Below are 16,868 nucleotides of genomic sequence, written 5' to 3' on the forward strand. Positions count from 1 at the left end.
GTCTACCTCCAACTTTTCAACCACCCTAACCCCTTCTTGCTGTATGGGTTATGCCGTCCTATTAGGGGATGCAAATTTTTTCACATTTTTTTTGAACGTTTTCTGAACACAGGGGTCTATGGGTAATGAGAACGGCGTGCAAGTCGCGTAGTTCTTATTCATGTAAGGGTGAATTGCAGATGTCAGCTTTGATTTCGTTATCAGCGTGTTGAAGTTGTAATCTCGGAAAAGCCGTGGGAAGGGGTCCCCCCCAACCTGCGGCTTTTTTTGTACGTTTTTTATCGGCGGAAGTTACTGCCGGGCTTCCGATTGAGTTTTCTGCATAAGTTGGAAAATCCTCATTGTGTTCTGCGTATCAGCCCATAGTCTCGGAAAATCATTGTCCAACCTACCATGAACCACAGAAACCTTACCACCATCGCCCTTGTCTCCCTCAGCCTGGCCTCCCTCAGTGGGGGCGTTCACGCGCAGGACGCCGCCGCTCCAGCCCATCCCTCCTCCCCCCCGGCCGCCGAAACCCAGGAACAAAAAGAACAGGCTAAACTAGCTGCCGAAAACGCGTTGTATGCCGAGAAGGTAAAAAAGGATCTCGCCGAACTCCGCACCCGGGTGGCCCGGTTAAAACTGGAAAAAGAAGCACTCGCCGAGGAGCTGGCACTGGCCGAACTCAGGCGCAGCCAGGCGAGCCAGGAGGCGGATGTCAAATTTGCCGCAGAGCTCAAGGAAATGACGCGTGCCGCCGAACTGGCTAAGGTCAAAGCGCTTCAAGTCGCCAGCGAGCTGAAAATCAAGCAAGCCGAGTGGTCGGCAAAGTCGGCCGAGCTCGAAGCCCAGATCACGACACTTGAAACCCAGCAGAAACGTGACGCTTACGCCAATGCCAAGCCGGTCTACTTGGAGAACCCGCTCAAGGATGACGGCACACTCGTTATTTCCGACCGCCGGATCAGCCTGAACGGGCCCGTCACCATGACCACGGCCGACCACGTCACCACCCGCATCAACTACTATAACAACAAGGACTCCAAACAACCGATTTTCCTCGTGATCGACGCCTCGCCGGGCGGCTCTGTCATGGCTGGTTACCGGATCCTGAAAGCGATGGAAGGAAGCACATGCCCGGTGTACGTCGTCGTCAAATCCTTTGCCGCCTCAATGGCCGCCACCATCTGCACATTGGCTGAGAAATCCTTTGCCTACCCCAATGCGGTCATCCTCCACCACCAGATCAGCTCGACCATTGCATTCGCCAACATGAACCTGACCGAGCAAAAGGAGTTTTACCAAGAGTCACAGAAATGGTGGCAACGACTCGCCACCCCGATCGCCCGGAAAATGGGTATCACAACCGAGGAAATGATCAAAAGAATGTATGCGCGGAGTTCCTCCGGGGATTGGACGGAATTCGGCACCGAGGCTCAGAAGCTCAAGTGGGTCGACCACATCGTCGAGCGCATCCATGAGACCTCCTTACTGAAAAACCCGGATGCCGCGGCACCAGCTGTCGCAAAAGCCTACCACGGGCTCAAGGAAACAGTGGATGAAAAAGGCCACCCCTGCATGTATCTCCCGCGCCTAACCCCCAAGGACTGTTACTTCCTCTACAACAAGGACGGATACTATCGCCTCAAATAACCCCCCAACCAACCGATGATCATGAACCGCAGAAACTTCACCAAACTTGCCGTGGCAGGCGCACTGGGCAGCGTGTCCGGCGTCGCTACCGCGGCTGAAGAAAAACCACCGGCATTCAAAGCCCGCTTCGGCCCTACCTTCAACCAGCTCCCGACCGCGCCCAAAGGCTACCTTGACCAGCTGAAGTTCGCCCACGACCTTGGCTTCCGTGGTTGGGAGGACAACTGGTTGACCCGCCGCGACCGGAAGCTTTGGCCGCAGATTGCTGAATTCTGTAGAGACCATGATATTTCCCTCGGCATCTCAGTGATCAGTACCGGCCATGGTGTGGACTTTTCCAACCCAAGTGAAGGCGACCTCGCCAAGCTCAAGGCCGACATGGCAAAAGGCATCACTCTGGCCAAGGCAACCGGCCAGACATGCATGACCTTCATCCCCGGTGGCCGCAATGACATGCCGCGCGACGAGCAGATTGTCAAATCGGTCGATACCATGAACCGGCTCTGTGATCTCATCGAGGACAGCGGCATCATCCTTGTGCTGGAGCCGGTGTCCCACCCCATGGCCAAAAAAGAACCCCTGATCCGGGCGTTTGCCGATGGCCATCTACTGTGCAAAACCGTGAACCGGAAATCCTGCAAGCTGTTAGCCGATTTTTACCATGAGGGCCAGATCGGCAATGGCGACAAACTGATTGAAAACGCAGAAGCCGTCTGGGATCAGGTAGGCTACATCCAATACGGCGACAGCCCTGGCAGAAAAGAGCCAGGCACCGGCAAGCTCGACCTGGGCGCCGTAACCAAGTGGCTTCGCCAAAAAAATTACACCGGTGTCATCGGCTTGGAACACGGCGTCAAAGGCAAGGGCAAGGCCGGTCTGGATGCATTTATTGCCGCCTACCGGAAAATTGATGCTTAACCGCCCCATCAAACCCCCATGTCACGCACACTCAACATCCTAACAGCAACCGCATTGTTGATGGGTTCCCCATGCCTAACTGCCGAACCAGAACCCGTCAAAACAATTCCCCTCGGCTCCCAGGCACCGGATTTCTCCCTGCCTGGAGTCGATGGAAAAACCTACACCCTCAAGGATTTCTCTAAGTCCAGGGTGCTGGTTGTCGTTTTCACCTGCAACCACTGCCCGGATGCCCGGGCGGCACGGGGCAAGGTGATTGCACTTCATGCCGACTATAAAGACAAGGGCGTTGCGGTTGTCGCGATTTCTGGAAACGACGACAAAGCGCTCCGACTTGATGAGATCGGTTACTCCGTTTATGGCGATTCGTTAGAGGATATGAAAAACGTCGCCAGGGAGGAAAAATACACCTTCCCCTACCTCTACGATGGCAGCACCCAAAAAGCGACCAAGGCTTACGGAGCGGTGGCAACACCCCATGTCTTTGTTTTCGATGCAGATCGGAAGCTTCGCTACACCGGAAGAATCGATGACGCTCGCAGAAACAGGAAAGATATGGGCAAACAATACGTCCGTGTTGCGATCAACACCATCCTTGCGGGCGAGGAAATCGAAACGCCAACCACACGCCCCTTCGGTTGCTCCACCAAGTGGGCGTGGAAACGCGACAGTGTCGCCGAGGACAACGCCAAATGGAAAGCCCTCCCCGTTACCCTTGCGGACCTTGATACCGGGTCCGCCAGGACGCTCGCAGCCAACAAGTCAGGCAAACTCCGTCTGATCAATTTCTGGTCGACGACTTGCGGCCCCTGCGTGGCCGAATTCCCGGATCTTGTTGACACCTACCGTCGCTTCCAAAACCGACCCGTAGAGCTTGTCACCATCAGCACCGATCCCGTCAAGTCGCGTGACGAGGTGAAGACTTTCCTCACCGACCGCGAGGTGGCGCTTTCCCCCCGCACCGCCGGCTCCGTCAAAAAAGAGAAGCGCCCGTCCAACAACTACCTCTACACGGGAACCAATCTCGACCACCTGGCAGAAGCCATTGACCCGAAGTGGAATGGCGCCCTCCCCCACTCCGTCCTGGTCGCACCGGGAGGGAAAATCATCTGGCGTCATACGGGCCGCATCCATGCTGTCGAACTACGCCGCGCCATCGTCACCTACCTCGATCAAAACCATGGTGAGTAACCGGCCTGTTTTTCTACCGTCTGATGAACCGCAACCTAACATCCACTTTCCGACTCAGGGCGCGGGGTGCTGACGAAAAACTCTTCCTCCAGCGACTCGTCCGTGTCGCCACCCACGAGATCGGGCACACTCTCGGTCTTGGGCACTGCCCGGATGACCAATGTAATATGGTGGATGCCAGGGGATCGATCCTGTCCGTCGACCAGGGTTCCGGAAAACTTTGCAAGACCTGTCAAAAGCGTATGCAGCAGTAGTTGACTCAGCAGCCGTTGGGCAACCAACTAGTCATTAAACCCCTCCGACTGTCCCCGCCGGTTTTTCTTTTTCCTGACACTTCTTCTGCCTCCCCGCGCCCGTCGCATGGGATCGAAGACACTGTCCATGCCAACCTCCTTGATCTCACCAACGATAGCCATCAGCTCTCCGAGCCGGCCTTTGGGATAGCCCTGCGCGGCAAACCACTGAAGATACTCCGGCGGCAAATCAAAGATGGGTATCCCATGTGGAGGAAATTCCTTGGGTCCATACCGACCGAACGGCATGAAGGTGTTGCCAATTTCCCCGAGCAACTCGCGAAACTCTTCTCTGTCGTGTTCAGGGATTTCCATGGCCAGAGGCTATGTGGCAATGACGGTTTACAAAAGTTCAATTAGCCGGTGGCGGCCCGATTTTAAACAGGGTTTGCGTTTTGTGACATTTTTATAAAAAATACTTTTTTCTGAACAAAAAGCCAGCCAAGCCTGTTAAACAGGTCAACGGAAAACACCGTTTATCATCGAAACAGCATAGCACTGTTCAATGATGACTCACTATGGTATAATAATACCGTGCAATCCCTCCTTACTTTATTGTCCTGCGTGTTAGTTCTCGCCTGCTCTCCGGCCCTCTGCGCCCGGGGTCAGCAGGATACCGCGGTGGATGGCCCCCACCCCGTGTTGACCCCTGCATCGGAGGTCGCGCCCAGACAGAGCGTGCCGGAGCCCAATGGCCTCCTTGCGCTTGCATTCGCTGGCGTGGTGATCCTCGCACGCCATCGATTTCGTCCAAACTAAGCCCTTGATCCCCCCCCGTGCATAGCGAGGCCCCGGGAATCCTGCTTATTTTAAACATTGATTGAATATTGCTTGAGATCACGCGTCTATGGGGTAGATTGACGCGACATGGATAAATCCGGGTCCCTGGCTCCAATCCCTGGTCGCCTCAATCGCTTTATCCTCAAAAAAACAACTATGAAAAAACAAATCATCACACTCGTCCTTGCCTCCGCATCCGCGTTCACTCTTTCCAACTGTAGCACAGGCATGAGGCCTGCCCATCAGGACGCGGCCGTTGGTGCCGGTATCGGTGCCGCTGCCGGCGCCATCATCGGCCACCAGTCTGGCCACGGGGCGGAAGGTGCCCTCATCGGCGCCGCTGCCGGGGGAGGAACCGGCTACGCTGTCGGTCGTTCCAAAGAACGCGCCGCAGGATACAGATAAGCCTGCGAAAACCGCGCTGTATTTCAAGGGAGACTGTGTTTCGGCGCCGTCTCCCTTTTTTCACCACCCACATCTCGGGGCAAGCACTGGATTCGCCGGTTGACAGCTGGTTCTTAACCGTGATCATGCCAAGATCAATCCTTGACAAGCGATAATAAATCTGGCAACTACCGCGCCCCACCCAACAAGGGTGCATGAAGCGACCACTGGCAGCACACCGGCTGGAACGGCTGGATCCTCCCCGCTTCAAGCATTTTTTACCCCCCCTCTCTCAAACACCACACACCTCAATACCATGGATTGGCTCTGGATCATACTCTACTTTCTCGTTCTGATTTGTCTCTCAGGCTATGGCTTCCACCGCCTGATGATCCTGACCCTCTATCTCAAGCACTCACGTAAACGCCCTGAGCCCAAGTCACGCTTTGAGGAACTGCCACTGGTCACCGTCCAGCTCCCCTGCTTCAACGAAATGCACGTGATGGAGCGCCTGCTCGACTCCGTTTCAGCCCTCGACTACCCGAAGGACAAACTCCAGATCCAGGTGCTGGATGACTCCACTGACGAGACAACCGAGATCTGCAAAGTGGAAGTGGCCAAGCTCATTGAGCGTGGATTTGACGCTGAACATGTGCACCGCACCGACCGCACCGGCTACAAGGCAGGGGCCCTCGAAAACGGCACTGAGACCGCCAAAGGCGAGTATCTCTTCATTCTGGACTCTGACTTCGTCCCGAACCCAGATGTCCTTCATAAGACCATCCACTACTTCACCGACGACAAAATCGGTATGATCCAGACCCGCTGGGAACACATCAACCGCACCTACAACGCCCTCACCCGGGTCCAGGCAATGTTCCTCGACGGCCACCTTGAGCTGGAGCAGACCGCGCGTAACCGCAGCGGACGCTTCTTCACCTTCAACGGCACCGCCGGTATCTGGCGCAAGTCCTGTATCGAGGACGCCGGCGGCTGGGAACACGACACCCTCACCGAGGACATGGACCTCAGTTACCGCGCCCAGTTGAAGGGCTGGAGGTTTATTTTCCTCAATGATGTCACTACCCCTGCCGAACTCCCTGTCGATATGGAAGGCTTCAAAAGCCAACAGCACCGCTGGACCAAGGGATCGATCCAGGTTTGCAAAAAATGCCTTGTCGACATCTGGAGGAGCAAAGCGCCGTTTTACTGTAAAATGGAAGCCACGGCACACCTGACATCCAACTTTGCCTACCTGGCACTCTTTGCCCTGCTGTTCCTGATCTGGCCCAAGCAGCACAGCAACATGACCTGGTTCGAGGAGAATGGCATTTCCGAGCACCTGCTTAATTTCCCGATCTTCTTTTTCGGCAGTGTCTCCGTCGCCATGTTCTACATCATGAGCCAGAAAGCGCTTCGACCCGGCACCTGGCTGAAGGACATCCTCTATCTGCCACTGCTGCTCGCCCTGGGTATCGGCATGTCGGTCAATAATGCCAAGGCCGTGCTGGAAGCCATTTTCAACCACGAAACCAGTTTTGTCCGCACTCCGAAACACGGCATCAACAGCAGTGAGACCAAGGAAAAAGCGGCCTTCAAGAAAAGCAAGTACAAGGCGATGAAGTCGTTGACTCCCTTTGTGGAACTCGCTTTCGGCCTGTTTTTCACCGTGGTCGTGGTGGACAATGCCATGAACAGCAACTGGGTTGCCGCAGTACTCCTGATGCCGTTCCCCGTTGGTTTCTTCTACACTTCCCTCAGTTCGCTCAGCCAGCAGCTTCCTTCGCTGTTTGCTTCCCGCGCTGCTGAAAAAGTAGAGAAAAAGTAGAGGGAATAAGTAGCTTCTTGCCTAGTCCACTGCATTTTGGTAACATCCCGCGATGATGCGTCGCCTACCTTACTTTGCCGTCCTATTGTCTGCGTCTGCAGCCGCCTTGGCTTGTCTGTTTCTAAACAGCTGTGGCTCGGGGAACCCGCGTAACAGCGTGATCATCAGCGTCAAAGACCAACGCATGCTTCTTCTGCGCAGTGGCGAGCCGGTCAAGACCTACCCTGTTTCCACCTCCAAATTCGGCGTTGGAAGCCGTCGCGGCAGCAAATACACCCCTCTCGGGGGTATGGAGGTGGCGCGGAAATTCGGTGGCGGCGCCCCATCGGGTGCTGTTTTCAAAAGCCGTAAACGCACCGGTGAAGTTCTCCGCCCCGATGCCCCGGGCCGCGACCCCATTGTCAGCCGGATTCTCTGGCTGCGCGGCACCGAGATCGGCAACCGGAATACCTACGCCCGCTACATCTACATTCACGGCACACCGGAAGAACGCAACATTGGCCACAAAGCCAGCTACGGCTGTATCCGCATGAAGTCACGTGATGTGATCCAGCTCTACCGCCAACTCGCTGTCGGCTCCAAAGTCCACATCATCGCGGGATCACTCCAAGACACCCGTGCCGGACAGGCATACGCTGTGCGACATGAGGGGTATCGCCCTGCCGCAGGCAACTGATTTCAAGCCAACGCACTGCAAAACCTCCCTATTTTGGAAAAACGTAACATTTTCCTGTCCATCAAGCTTGACAGCCCAGCTTAAACGAGTAGTTTCGCCGCCCCGAAGCAGAAATTCACAACTTCCCCCATTTCAACACAGCTCTAACTCAGTCACCACTATGGCCAACTCAAAATCAGCTCTCAAGCGCGTCCGTCAGAACGAGACTCGCTCCGCACGCAACAAGACGCTTACCAGCCGCATGAAGACCCTTCGCAAGAAGACTCTGGAAGCCGCTGAGGCTGGCGATAAGGATGCTGCCCGCAAGTCCTACTCCGAGTTCACCTCTGCTGTCGACCTCTGCGCAAAAAACAACGTCATCCATGCCAACAAGGCCGCCAACCTCAAAAGCAAGACCAACAAACGCATCAAAGGCTAGTTGCCCGGAAAACGAACCACCCATCACGATCTGGTTCGTCCAGTTTTCAAAAAGCGGCACTGGTCACCCAGCGTCGCTTTTTTGCGCCCGGACATTCCCCGCAGACAATCATTCCAGCTTCCGCTGACAAATTTACCAGACATTTTTGTAGACAAGGCCGCATACCGATTTATCTATTCTTACAGCCAATGACATCTTCCCCACAACACAAGTCCCGACTCGACAAGGCCAAGGAAATTGCCAACAACCCCGGCAATTACAAGGTTTGCGAGGGGTGTGACTCGATTGTCGGCTCAGGGACAATTCTCTGCCCGAACTGCCATAGCTATCGTTTTGACGGCAAGGCTTCACGTGTCGTGGATCAGGCTGTATGGCTCGGGTGCCGTGAGCAGACGACCGTAACTGCGGATGATCTCTTCTAACGCTAACAAGCCCCCACTTCCGGCAACCCCCGTATGACAAAACAGGAAATTGTCAGGCAGCTCACCGCGCACCTACGGCAGCAAGTCAATACCATGCGGGATGCTGCCAAGCTTGCACATGAAGCCTCCATAGGGGACGAGGCCAAGGCGGAGGGTAAATACGACACACGCGGACTCGAGGCATCCTATCTCGCCCAGGCCCAGGCTGAACAGTATCGGAAGTTTGCCGATTCACTGCGCATTTTTGAGTCCCTTACGCTTGCAGAGCTACCAGCCGGCTCAGTGGTCGAGGCCGGGGCACTGGTAGAAACCGAGCTCGATGGCGTCCTTTCCTACTTTCTTCTTACCCCCTGTGCAGGCGGCATGACCATCGACTACCACGGCTGTGACCTGACCAGCCTTTCCCCTGATTCCCCCCTTTATCAAAGCCTGCTCGGTACGCAGGCGGGCGACATTCTCGAACCCTCCGGCATGATGGTTCTCGATGTCAATTAGCTGTGATAAATTTAGCATTCTTTCCTTGCCCCTTCGGCTCAACGGGGAATGATACCAGCATGACAAAAATCCTGACTACATTCACTGCAGCCGCATTGATGCTTACTTCTGTGCAGGCTGCCCGACAGAACGCCTTGGAAAAGGAAATGGAAGGTTATGCCCGTGACCTGTTCCGCGCCCACCCGGAAGCCGCGGGGGATGACAAGCCCAGGGATGCCGCTGAGAAAATGTACAAAGAAGCCCAACAGGAAAAGTTGCTCGAACTCACCAAAGCGGACGAGAAAAAACTGCGCAAACGCGAGGAGATGGTGGGCGGCGGCATGTACACCACCGCTCTCAATGAGCTCAAATCCCTGAACAGCAAAGATCCCAAGATCACTTTCCTGATCAAATATGCCGAGAATCCAAAAATCAAAGCTGACGAAAAGCTGCTAGCCTATCGCCTGATGCAGCATCATTATAAAACTGGCGCGGAACAGGCAGCCAGGGACCGGAGTAAACGGCTCGCCACCATCCTCACCAATTACACCGCCTACAAAAAAGACCATGGCGGCAAAGCTCCCGCCAGCCTGGCTGACCTCAACCTTCCAAAGGATTGTCAAAAATTCACCAACTCCAAAGGCGAGGAGGTCGACTGGATTTACATCGGACACCTGGGCCCCGCGCTCAAGACCAACAACACCCACGTTGTCCTGGCCGAACCGGAGCCGCTGGGAGATGGCCGGGTCTGTGGCCTCGACGACGGCAACATCGTCACCTTTAAAAACAGTCAGATCCAACCGCATCTCGAAAAACTCGCCCACGCCAAGAGTGGTCAGAACGGAGGCACTAACGAAAATGGCGGCAACGCCAATGGTGGCCAGCCCGTCGCTGAAGGAGCCCTCGCCGGGTTCATGAAAAAATACAAGATATTCAAAGAACTCAATAATAACAAAGAACCCACGTCGATCGATGATCTCAACCTTGCGGAAGAGGATAAAAAATACACCGACCCCGCCAGCGGTAAAAAGATCGACTGGATTTTTCTCGGCCAGAGTTCCCGTATCAGCGCCGGTGGTGACATTAAGGTCATCGTCGTCGCGCCTATGGCTCACAATGGTGGTCGGCTCGCCGGCCTGTCCGACGGCAAAGTCGTTAGAATCGAGGAGTCCCAAATAGCCCCCTTACTCAACCAATAACCCATCACCTCCCCTACCATCTAGATGAGCAATCTCCTCGATACGATCACCGCCGATATGAAGACCGCCATGCGCGATCGGAATAAAGTGGCTCTCAACACCCTCCGCGCCCTCAAGTCAGCGGTCACCAATGCCGCCATCGACAAGGCGGGCGCTGGCACCGAGTTACCTGAAAACGAAATCGTCAACATCATCCGCAAACAGATCAAACAACGCCAGGACTCGATCTCACAATTTGAAAATGCTGGTCGGACAGAACTTGCCGAGAATGAAAAAAACGAGATCGCCATTCTTGAGAACTACCTGCCCACTCCCCTAACGGACGATGAAATCGTTGCCGCCGTGGAGGCATCGATTGCAGAAACTGGAGCTGAATCCAAAAAAGACATGGGTCAGGTGATGAAACTCCTACAGGAAAAAACAGGAGGTCGCGCCGATGGCAAAAAACTCTCGCAGGAAGTCATGAAAAGGCTTTCGTAGCCCGGAAAAATACAACATCAGCGCGAGCGGATACCCGTGAATCTGTGCCCATCCGTGGAATCTGTGTTTAACAAAGGCCTGGCACAGATGACTCGGATCGACGCAGATCACAAGCGATGTTTCCGTGCCCTGTCGTCCATCGTCTGGATACGCCGCCCCACCTAACACATCCCACATGAAACTTACCGCCATCATTGTAGCCGCCGGCTCGAGCCAACGCATGGGTTTTGACAAGCTCCTGGCGCCCCTCGGAGGGAAACCCGTGCTCCAACACAGCATCGAGGCCTTTGTCGACTGCCAGGAGGTCTCCGGGATTATCGTCGTTTGCCCGAAGGGGAGGTTCGAAGCTCTGGACCTTGAGTTTTCCCACAAGGTCATCACCCGCGTCGATGGTGGTGCCGACCGGCATGACTCGGTGGCCGCAGGCCTCGCCATACTCCCGGAGGGGACCGATTATGTGGCCGTCCATGATGGAGCGCGACCGCTGGTTTCCTGCGCACAAATCCGGGACGTTCTTCAGTCGGCCACCGAACACCGCTGCGCCACCTCGGCTCGCCCCGTCACAGAAACCGTCAAACGAGCCGATGCCCGTGGGCGTGTGTGTGAGTCAGTTTGTCGTGACAATCTCTGGCTGATGGAGACCCCCCAGATTTTCCAGGCCAAGCTGTTAGCAGATGCCTACAGCGTTGTTCAACTCAAGGGAGAACGGGTCACCGATGAAGTTTCGGCCATGGAGCTGATTGGCCACCACACCTATCTGGTAAGCAACTCCAGTCCCAACCCCAAGATCACCTACCCCCAGGACATCGCACTGGCCGAACGATTTTTGTAGAAGAGGCAATTCTACCCTCACGCCCAATCGGGAAGCACCAAGGGAAAGTCGGGCATCCTCACCCGCACTTTCTGTCCCGCAGCGGTCATACCAAAAAACGCTCCGCTGACGAGGGCAGCTTTGGCCGTCACGTGATAGCTGTTATAGGAAAAGTCTTCACCGGGGTCGAGTGCCGGCGTCTGCCCCACCACCCCATCACCCTCCACGACGGTAACCTCGCCATCCTCTTCACGGATCACCCATTTTCTCCCAATGATCCTCACCCGCTCCGTGGAATCGTTGGTGATCGTGATGAAGTAGACAAACGGATGCGGCTTATCCGGCGGCGCATCAAGCGTCGGCATATAGATCACGTCGTCAACACTGACGCTAAGCCCATCTAGCTCATGGTAATTACCCTGGTGTTTGTCTGGCACGGTTTGCGGTGGAAAATTGATCAATGGATGATAAAAAATCAGCGCGCCGCAAGTCTGCGGAGCTTGCGCTTGATACTCACTTTAGCAGCGGGGCTGATGCGGTCGACAAAAAGTATCCCATTCAGGTGGTCCACCTCATGCTGGATCGCCCGGGAAAGCAGCCCGTCGGTCTCAAGCTCGATGACTGACCCATCCAGTTGTGGCAGCCTGGCCTTTACGATTCCGGGCCGGCGGACATTGGCGCGGATACCATCGATACTCAAGCACCCCTCCATGTCCGTTTCACGTGGCCCCTCAAGCTCCAACTCCGGATTGATAAACACAAGCGGCATCACATCCTCCATACTGGCATCCTCACCGTTGACCTTGAGATAGGTGATACACTCGGGGTCATGTGATACATCAATCACGGCCATGCGGATGTCTTTGCCAATCTGGGGAGCCGCCAACCCAACACCATGGGCCGCAATCATCGTCTCTAACATATCTTCGGCAAGTTGTAAGATGGATTCATCAACCACTTCGATTTTCTGACATTTCTTACGGAGAACAGGATCACCGTATTGGGTAATTTCTAAGACCATGGGATAAAAACAGGTTAGTTGTCTGACTTGGATGATGGCTCGGGAATCCGGACACGCGTGGGCACATCCTTGGGGTCAAATCCGGCATCAATCAAGGCTTTTTGGATTTTTATAAATACCCCGAGTGGCAGATTTTTATCCGGCTCAAGCTCCAGTTTCCGGTCAGGGAATTTCTCGCGAAACACTTTCAGGTAGTCGACCAGCATCTCATCGTGAATGCGTGTGGCATCCAGCTGCACACTGCCATCGGCCGCCACCGCCAATACCGACGACGAGCCGACCACTTTGATAACGATCGAATCCTGGGCCAGTGCCAGTTCAATTGGCAACACCGGGCGCTCAATCTTAGGGTCATAGGCAACGGCGAAATAGATCAGCAGGATCGCCAGGATATCGATCAACGGAATGATCGGCACTGGCGGCAGGTTGCGTTTGACTCGTTGGAATTCCAAAATCCTAATCGGTTATAACCCTGATCGGTTAGCTGTTCTTGAAAAAGACGTGCTGATGGCAGGCGGAGGTGACTTTTCCCAGCAGAACCTCCAGTCGTGCAGCCATCATCTCGATTTTCCGATTGAAATGGCTATGCGCGATCACGGTCGGAACCGCCACGGCGAGCCCAGCCACGGTCGTGTTCAACGCCATGGCAATCCCCTGCCCGACTTCTGCCGTATGGCCGGTGTCCTGGCCGACATTGGCAAATACGAGAACCAGGCCGCTCGCCGTTCCCAGAAGACCGAGTAGCGGGGCAATCGTGATCACGACTTCGAGTGCGGGCATCCCGGTGTTCATTTTGACGATCTCCTCACGCGCCGCCGACTGCACGGCCTCCTGCACTTCACCCTGTGTTCTGCCGGCATTACGAAACGCCACACTGCACAGACGCGCCAAAGCCGTCTCTCCGGCGACAAATTCATCCTGCAAGCCATCAAGACCTCCATCCTCGAGATGCTGTTCGATTTTTTCCACCTCCGCCACCAGTTTGTCGGGTATCACCAGTGCCTTGCTCAAGGTCATCAGTTTAAAAACAACGATCCCCACGGCAATCAACGAGCAGGCGAGGATCGGGATCATAAACCATCCGCCTTGACGGAAGAAATTCCACACAACCTCCCAGGCTGCGGGTTCATTACTGGACATAAGTAAATTCATGGATGAAATGGAAAGGTCATACGTTTGCTGCCAAGGAGATGCACTCTACACCGCCATTGATCCAGCTGGAAATGGTGATCCTTAAAAATAAAAGTTATAGATCAGCTCCAGGGGTTCGCCATCGAGTTCGCGCAGTACGGCTTGGGACATTTTAGGCAGCTCGGCCTGCCGGATCGCGCGCTGGGTAAACCCGCGTTCGATGTAATTGGCCTCGATGACCTCCTGGAACTTGATGCCGGAAACCTTGCCGTTTTTATCGACGTAGAACCTGAGCGAGATGACACCAGGCACAATGTGGTCGCGGTGCTGTTCACAGTTCCTTCGCCACTGCAATTCCACCGCCTTGCTGACCAGTGCCTGGTAGCGGCCCAAGGGTGAGTTCTTGACATTGAGGGCACTTTTACCACGGCGCGATATCGAACCGGTCACCTTGGTCTTTTCCGAGTGCCCCTGAAAACCATCCTTTTTCGGATCTTGCTCGGTTTCGTCGCCCCTGCCCTCTTTCTGCGCACCTTCGTTAGGCTTTTCCTTTGGTGCCTGCTCTGCCTTGGGGGCATCATCGATGGATTTCTTCCCCTCGCCACCATCAACCGTAGGCAGCATGCGCCCGGTAGGAAGATGTTTGTTTTTAGGGCGCGATGAGGCACTCTCGTCCGGCTTGGGCGACTCTAATTTCGGTGCCTCGTCAATGAGGGGATTATCCTTGCTGGCACTGGCTTCCTGGGGAGTTTCAGTTTGCTCGCCTGTTTTATCCATGCCGACCGAGCCATCCTGATAGGTTTTGTCCACCGTCTCCACATGCCCGGGATAGAGGGGTGCCGCGCCGTCCTGTGATGGTGTGTTAGGTTTGGCACCGGGTGTGGGCGGTAACTCCGATGCCGCGCGGGTATCCCGCTCACCGAGGATGTCGGTCGGCTCGTCGGGTTGGCCTTCCTGGTCGGCCGAGGTGCGGGCGAACTTACGTTTGGGTTCAGGCGGCTCTGGCAGGCTTTTTTTTTCTTCCGCAGGCTTCACGTCAGCTGGAGGCGGCGGCGGAGTATCTGCGACCGGGGGAGTTTCCGGCAACTCCTCAGCAGCGGGTGGCGGCACCGGAACCCCTAACGGCGGAGGCGGCGACGCCTGGTCGATCGCACGTATCACAACCACCACCTCTGGTTCTGGCGCGGGTTCTTTTTCAGGCACCGCCATCGCAAACAAAGGAAGATCCCAGATGATAAGCAGTATCCAGAAGCCAAAGACAAACACATGCACACCCACCGCCGCGAGGGCAGCAAGCATGGCTCGTTTTTGCACTAAACTGAACTGACTCACGGGGAGATTCTACACTCAAGTTTGAAAAACCAAACGCCAAATTGTAACTTTAAACACCAAAAACCAAACTCCAAACACCAAGCAAGAATCTCCCGTGCTTGTTTGAATTTCGTGGTATTTGGAGTTTGGTTTTTGAAACTTAGCCATTTTGGCATTTGAAACTTGCCACATATCCCCTCACCATCAGCCCGTGAAGATCGAGGTGGATTGCATAGAAGCACAGCGGATCGACCAGTTCCTGGTGAGCCGACTGCCAGAGCTGTCGCGCTCCCGCATTCAGGCACTGCTCAAATCAGGCGACATCCTGCTGAACAGGGCCAAGGCCAAGGCGAAACAGAACGTCTCCAGTGGTGATCTCATCACCGTGCTTATTCCGGAGCCCGAAACCGCCGGGGCCTCCCCCCAGGACATCCCACTGGAGATTCTCTACGAAGACGAGGATATCGTGGTTATCAACAAAGCCCATGGCATGGTGGTCCACCCGGCCGCCGGAAATGCCGATGGCACCTTGGTCAACGCCCTGCTCTTCCACTGTCAGGGGCAACTGGCTGGCATCGGGGGCGTGGAAAGGCCGGGCATCGTACATCGACTCGATAAGGACACCTCGGGCTGTATCATCGTGGCGAAAAACGACGCCGCCCACCAGTCGCTGACCAGCCAGTTTCATGACCGGAGCAATGAAAAACGTTATCTTGCCGTCGTCCAGAGCAAACCCAACCAAGCTGAGGGTAACATTTTCACCAACATCGGCAGGCATCCCGTCAACCGGTTGAAAATGGCGGTGGTAAACCCGGGCAGTGGCAAGTCAGCGATAACCGATTACAAAGTCCTGCACACCGCCGATGATGGCACAACCCTCGTCCTCTGTGACTTGCATACCGGCCGCACCCACCAGATCCGGGTGCACATGCTGCACATTGGCACCCCGATTCTAGCAGACCCCATTTATTCCAAACCAGCACGTCAACCGGTGCAGCCTGGCCGACTCATGCTACACGCCTGGCAACTCGTCATCAACCACCCACGCACGGGTGAACGCATGGCTTTCCAGGCACCTATCCCTGAGGAATATAAACCGTGGACAGAACATATGGAGGGTGGACACTCCTGTCCACTTGCTTAATGATATGCGGGCAGGATGCCCACGCTCCCCTCCCACGCTCCCCTCTTTCCCATGAACGACGAAAACCTCATCGAATCATTACTCCCTGCTGTGGAACAGCAGTTAGAGTCGCCACAAACCCCCTACGTCAAAACCACGTTCGTCCGGCTTGTGGAAAAAGAAAACATCAGTCCGGACGAGGCCAGGGAACTGATCGCCCTGTGTCTGGCCGATGAATCCAACCGCATGTATATCGACAAGCGGGATTTCGCCGTAGCACGATACCAAGAACTACTGGAAGGCCTGCCGGGCGAGCCTGAAGAAGGTGGGTAAGTGATTATGTGATTTCGTAATGACTGAATCACCTACTTACTAATCCACGTCTTCACTTTCCTCCACGGGTGCCTTGGGGAGTTTATCCACCTCTTCGAGGACGTTGACCATATCGACGCCACGGGCTGCGGAGGTATCGAGTCGGAAATCCAGTCTCGGCGTACAGCGGAGGACAACGCGCTTCGCCACCTTCCCCTGGATGAGCTTACGCTTCTGGCCGAGCTGCTCCAACACCTTGGCTCCATAGCCACCGAGCACCCCGACAAATACTTTGGCTTCACGCAAATCCTGGGTAATTTCAACCGCACTGATGGTAACCAGTGCCCCATCAAACTCAAAATCACGTATCACCGTGCTGATTTCACGGCGTAGCAGTTCGTTGATCCTGTCAAGGCGCTGGCTCACGGGTTTATCACAAATTACAAATTACAAATCACAAA

The 16,868-nt window shown here is 55.1% G+C and carries 23 protein-coding genes; 16 read left to right on the plus strand and 7 right to left on the minus strand.

The annotated features are described in order from the left end of the window. The first annotated feature begins 393 nt into the window (after nucleotides 1–393). Genes H7A51_08500 through H7A51_08515 form a run of 4 tightly spaced genes read left to right on the plus strand, consistent with a single transcriptional unit; the run spans nucleotide 394 to nucleotide 3,998 of the window. On the plus strand, nucleotides 394–1,635 hold the full coding sequence (locus H7A51_08500; GenBank protein MCP5536257.1) for an ATP-dependent Clp protease proteolytic subunit: 1,242 nt from the start codon (nucleotides 394–396) through the stop codon (nucleotides 1,633–1,635). Nucleotides 1,636–1,656: 21 nt separating this feature from the next. Then, nucleotides 1,657–2,553, plus strand: a complete 897-nt coding sequence (locus H7A51_08505) for a TIM barrel protein (GenBank protein ID MCP5536258.1) — start codon at nucleotides 1,657–1,659, stop codon at nucleotides 2,551–2,553. An 18-nt stretch (nucleotides 2,554–2,571) separates the two neighbouring features. Further along, the gene (locus H7A51_08510; protein MCP5536259.1) at nucleotides 2,572–3,744 is read left to right on the plus strand and encodes a redoxin domain-containing protein; all 1,173 of its coding nucleotides are present in this window, start codon (nucleotides 2,572–2,574) and stop codon (nucleotides 3,742–3,744) included. Nucleotides 3,745–3,767: 23 nt separating this feature from the next. Then, nucleotides 3,768–3,998: a matrixin family metalloprotease gene (locus H7A51_08515; protein MCP5536260.1), complete on the plus strand. Its 231-nt coding sequence runs from the start codon at nucleotides 3,768–3,770 to the stop codon at nucleotides 3,996–3,998. Between the two features lie 27 nt (nucleotides 3,999–4,025). Here H7A51_08515 and H7A51_08520 read toward each other — a convergent pair whose 3' ends face one another. After that, a complete protein-coding gene (locus H7A51_08520) occupies nucleotides 4,026–4,352 on the minus strand; it encodes a DUF3820 family protein (protein MCP5536261.1) in 327 nt (108 codons plus the stop codon). A gap of 219 nt (nucleotides 4,353–4,571) precedes the next feature. On the opposite strand from H7A51_08520, the gene H7A51_08525 reads away from it, so the two are divergent. The 10 genes from H7A51_08525 (at nucleotide 4,572) to ispD (ending at nucleotide 11,530) form a co-directional block, all read left to right on the plus strand. Next, nucleotides 4,572–4,796, plus strand: a complete 225-nt coding sequence (locus H7A51_08525; protein MCP5536262.1) for a PEP-CTERM sorting domain-containing protein — start codon at nucleotides 4,572–4,574, stop codon at nucleotides 4,794–4,796. A gap of 177 nt (nucleotides 4,797–4,973) precedes the next feature. Further along, the gene (locus H7A51_08530) at nucleotides 4,974–5,222 is read left to right on the plus strand and encodes a hypothetical protein (protein MCP5536263.1); all 249 of its coding nucleotides are present in this window, start codon (nucleotides 4,974–4,976) and stop codon (nucleotides 5,220–5,222) included. 295 nt (nucleotides 5,223–5,517) lie between these two features. Further along, complete coding sequence (locus H7A51_08535) at nucleotides 5,518–7,029, plus strand: glycosyltransferase (protein MCP5536264.1); 1,512 nt, start codon at nucleotides 5,518–5,520, stop codon at nucleotides 7,027–7,029. A gap of 55 nt (nucleotides 7,030–7,084) precedes the next feature. After that, nucleotides 7,085–7,705: a L,D-transpeptidase gene (locus H7A51_08540; protein MCP5536265.1), complete on the plus strand. Its 621-nt coding sequence runs from the start codon at nucleotides 7,085–7,087 to the stop codon at nucleotides 7,703–7,705. A gap of 160 nt (nucleotides 7,706–7,865) precedes the next feature. After that, complete coding sequence (gene rpsT / locus H7A51_08545; protein ID MCP5536266.1) at nucleotides 7,866–8,123, plus strand: 30S ribosomal protein S20; 258 nt, start codon at nucleotides 7,866–7,868, stop codon at nucleotides 8,121–8,123. Between the two features lie 188 nt (nucleotides 8,124–8,311). Beyond that, nucleotides 8,312–8,545: a hypothetical protein gene (locus tag H7A51_08550; protein ID MCP5536267.1), complete on the plus strand. Its 234-nt coding sequence runs from the start codon at nucleotides 8,312–8,314 to the stop codon at nucleotides 8,543–8,545. 33 nt (nucleotides 8,546–8,578) lie between these two features. Further along, on the plus strand, nucleotides 8,579–9,040 hold the full coding sequence (locus H7A51_08555) for a hypothetical protein (protein ID MCP5536268.1): 462 nt from the start codon (nucleotides 8,579–8,581) through the stop codon (nucleotides 9,038–9,040). 59 nt (nucleotides 9,041–9,099) lie between these two features. After that, nucleotides 9,100–10,218, plus strand: a complete 1,119-nt coding sequence (locus tag H7A51_08560; protein ID MCP5536269.1) for a hypothetical protein — start codon at nucleotides 9,100–9,102, stop codon at nucleotides 10,216–10,218. Between the two features lie 24 nt (nucleotides 10,219–10,242). Continuing rightward, nucleotides 10,243–10,698 (plus strand): GatB/YqeY domain-containing protein, encoded by a 456-nt coding sequence (locus H7A51_08565; protein MCP5536270.1) that lies wholly within the window; start codon nucleotides 10,243–10,245, stop codon nucleotides 10,696–10,698. Between the two features lie 175 nt (nucleotides 10,699–10,873). Then, nucleotides 10,874–11,530: a 2-C-methyl-D-erythritol 4-phosphate cytidylyltransferase gene (ispD, locus tag H7A51_08570; GenBank protein MCP5536271.1), complete on the plus strand. Its 657-nt coding sequence runs from the start codon at nucleotides 10,874–10,876 to the stop codon at nucleotides 11,528–11,530. 17 nt (nucleotides 11,531–11,547) lie between these two features. On the opposite strand, the gene H7A51_08575 is transcribed toward ispD, so the two are convergent. The 5 genes from H7A51_08575 to H7A51_08595 all read right to left on the minus strand — a co-directional run bounded on the left by H7A51_08575 (nucleotide 11,548) and on the right by H7A51_08595 (nucleotide 14,993). Then, nucleotides 11,548–11,874, minus strand: coding sequence for an ApaG domain-containing protein (locus tag H7A51_08575; protein ID MCP5536272.1), 327 nt, complete (start codon nucleotides 11,872–11,874; stop codon nucleotides 11,548–11,550). Nucleotides 11,875–11,984: 110 nt separating this feature from the next. Further along, entirely contained in the window at nucleotides 11,985–12,530 is a 546-nt protein-coding gene (gene def, locus H7A51_08580; GenBank protein MCP5536273.1) for a peptide deformylase, read from the minus strand. A gap of 14 nt (nucleotides 12,531–12,544) precedes the next feature. Next, nucleotides 12,545–12,982, minus strand: a complete 438-nt coding sequence (locus H7A51_08585) for a biopolymer transporter ExbD (protein MCP5536274.1) — start codon at nucleotides 12,980–12,982, stop codon at nucleotides 12,545–12,547. Between the two features lie 28 nt (nucleotides 12,983–13,010). Continuing rightward, complete coding sequence (locus tag H7A51_08590; GenBank protein MCP5536275.1) at nucleotides 13,011–13,670, minus strand: MotA/TolQ/ExbB proton channel family protein; 660 nt, start codon at nucleotides 13,668–13,670, stop codon at nucleotides 13,011–13,013. A 93-nt stretch (nucleotides 13,671–13,763) separates the two neighbouring features. Beyond that, nucleotides 13,764–14,993, minus strand: a complete 1,230-nt coding sequence (locus H7A51_08595) for a hypothetical protein (protein MCP5536276.1) — start codon at nucleotides 14,991–14,993, stop codon at nucleotides 13,764–13,766. A 190-nt stretch (nucleotides 14,994–15,183) separates the two neighbouring features. Between H7A51_08595 and H7A51_08600 the strand changes: the two genes are divergently transcribed. Together H7A51_08600 and H7A51_08605 are read left to right on the plus strand one after the other, a co-directional pair. Continuing rightward, complete coding sequence (locus tag H7A51_08600) at nucleotides 15,184–16,116, plus strand: RluA family pseudouridine synthase (protein ID MCP5536277.1); 933 nt, start codon at nucleotides 15,184–15,186, stop codon at nucleotides 16,114–16,116. A 51-nt stretch (nucleotides 16,117–16,167) separates the two neighbouring features. Beyond that, nucleotides 16,168–16,428, plus strand: coding sequence for a hypothetical protein (locus tag H7A51_08605; protein ID MCP5536278.1), 261 nt, complete (start codon nucleotides 16,168–16,170; stop codon nucleotides 16,426–16,428). Between the two features lie 39 nt (nucleotides 16,429–16,467). On the opposite strand, the gene rbfA is transcribed toward H7A51_08605, so the two are convergent. Next, nucleotides 16,468–16,833, minus strand: a complete 366-nt coding sequence (gene rbfA / locus H7A51_08610) for a 30S ribosome-binding factor RbfA (GenBank protein ID MCP5536279.1) — start codon at nucleotides 16,831–16,833, stop codon at nucleotides 16,468–16,470. Nucleotides 16,834–16,868 lie beyond the last annotated feature (35 nt).

This window comes from Akkermansiaceae bacterium, assembly GCA_024233115.1.
In the GTDB taxonomy this organism is placed as follows: Bacteria; Verrucomicrobiota; Verrucomicrobiia; order Verrucomicrobiales; family Akkermansiaceae; genus Oceaniferula.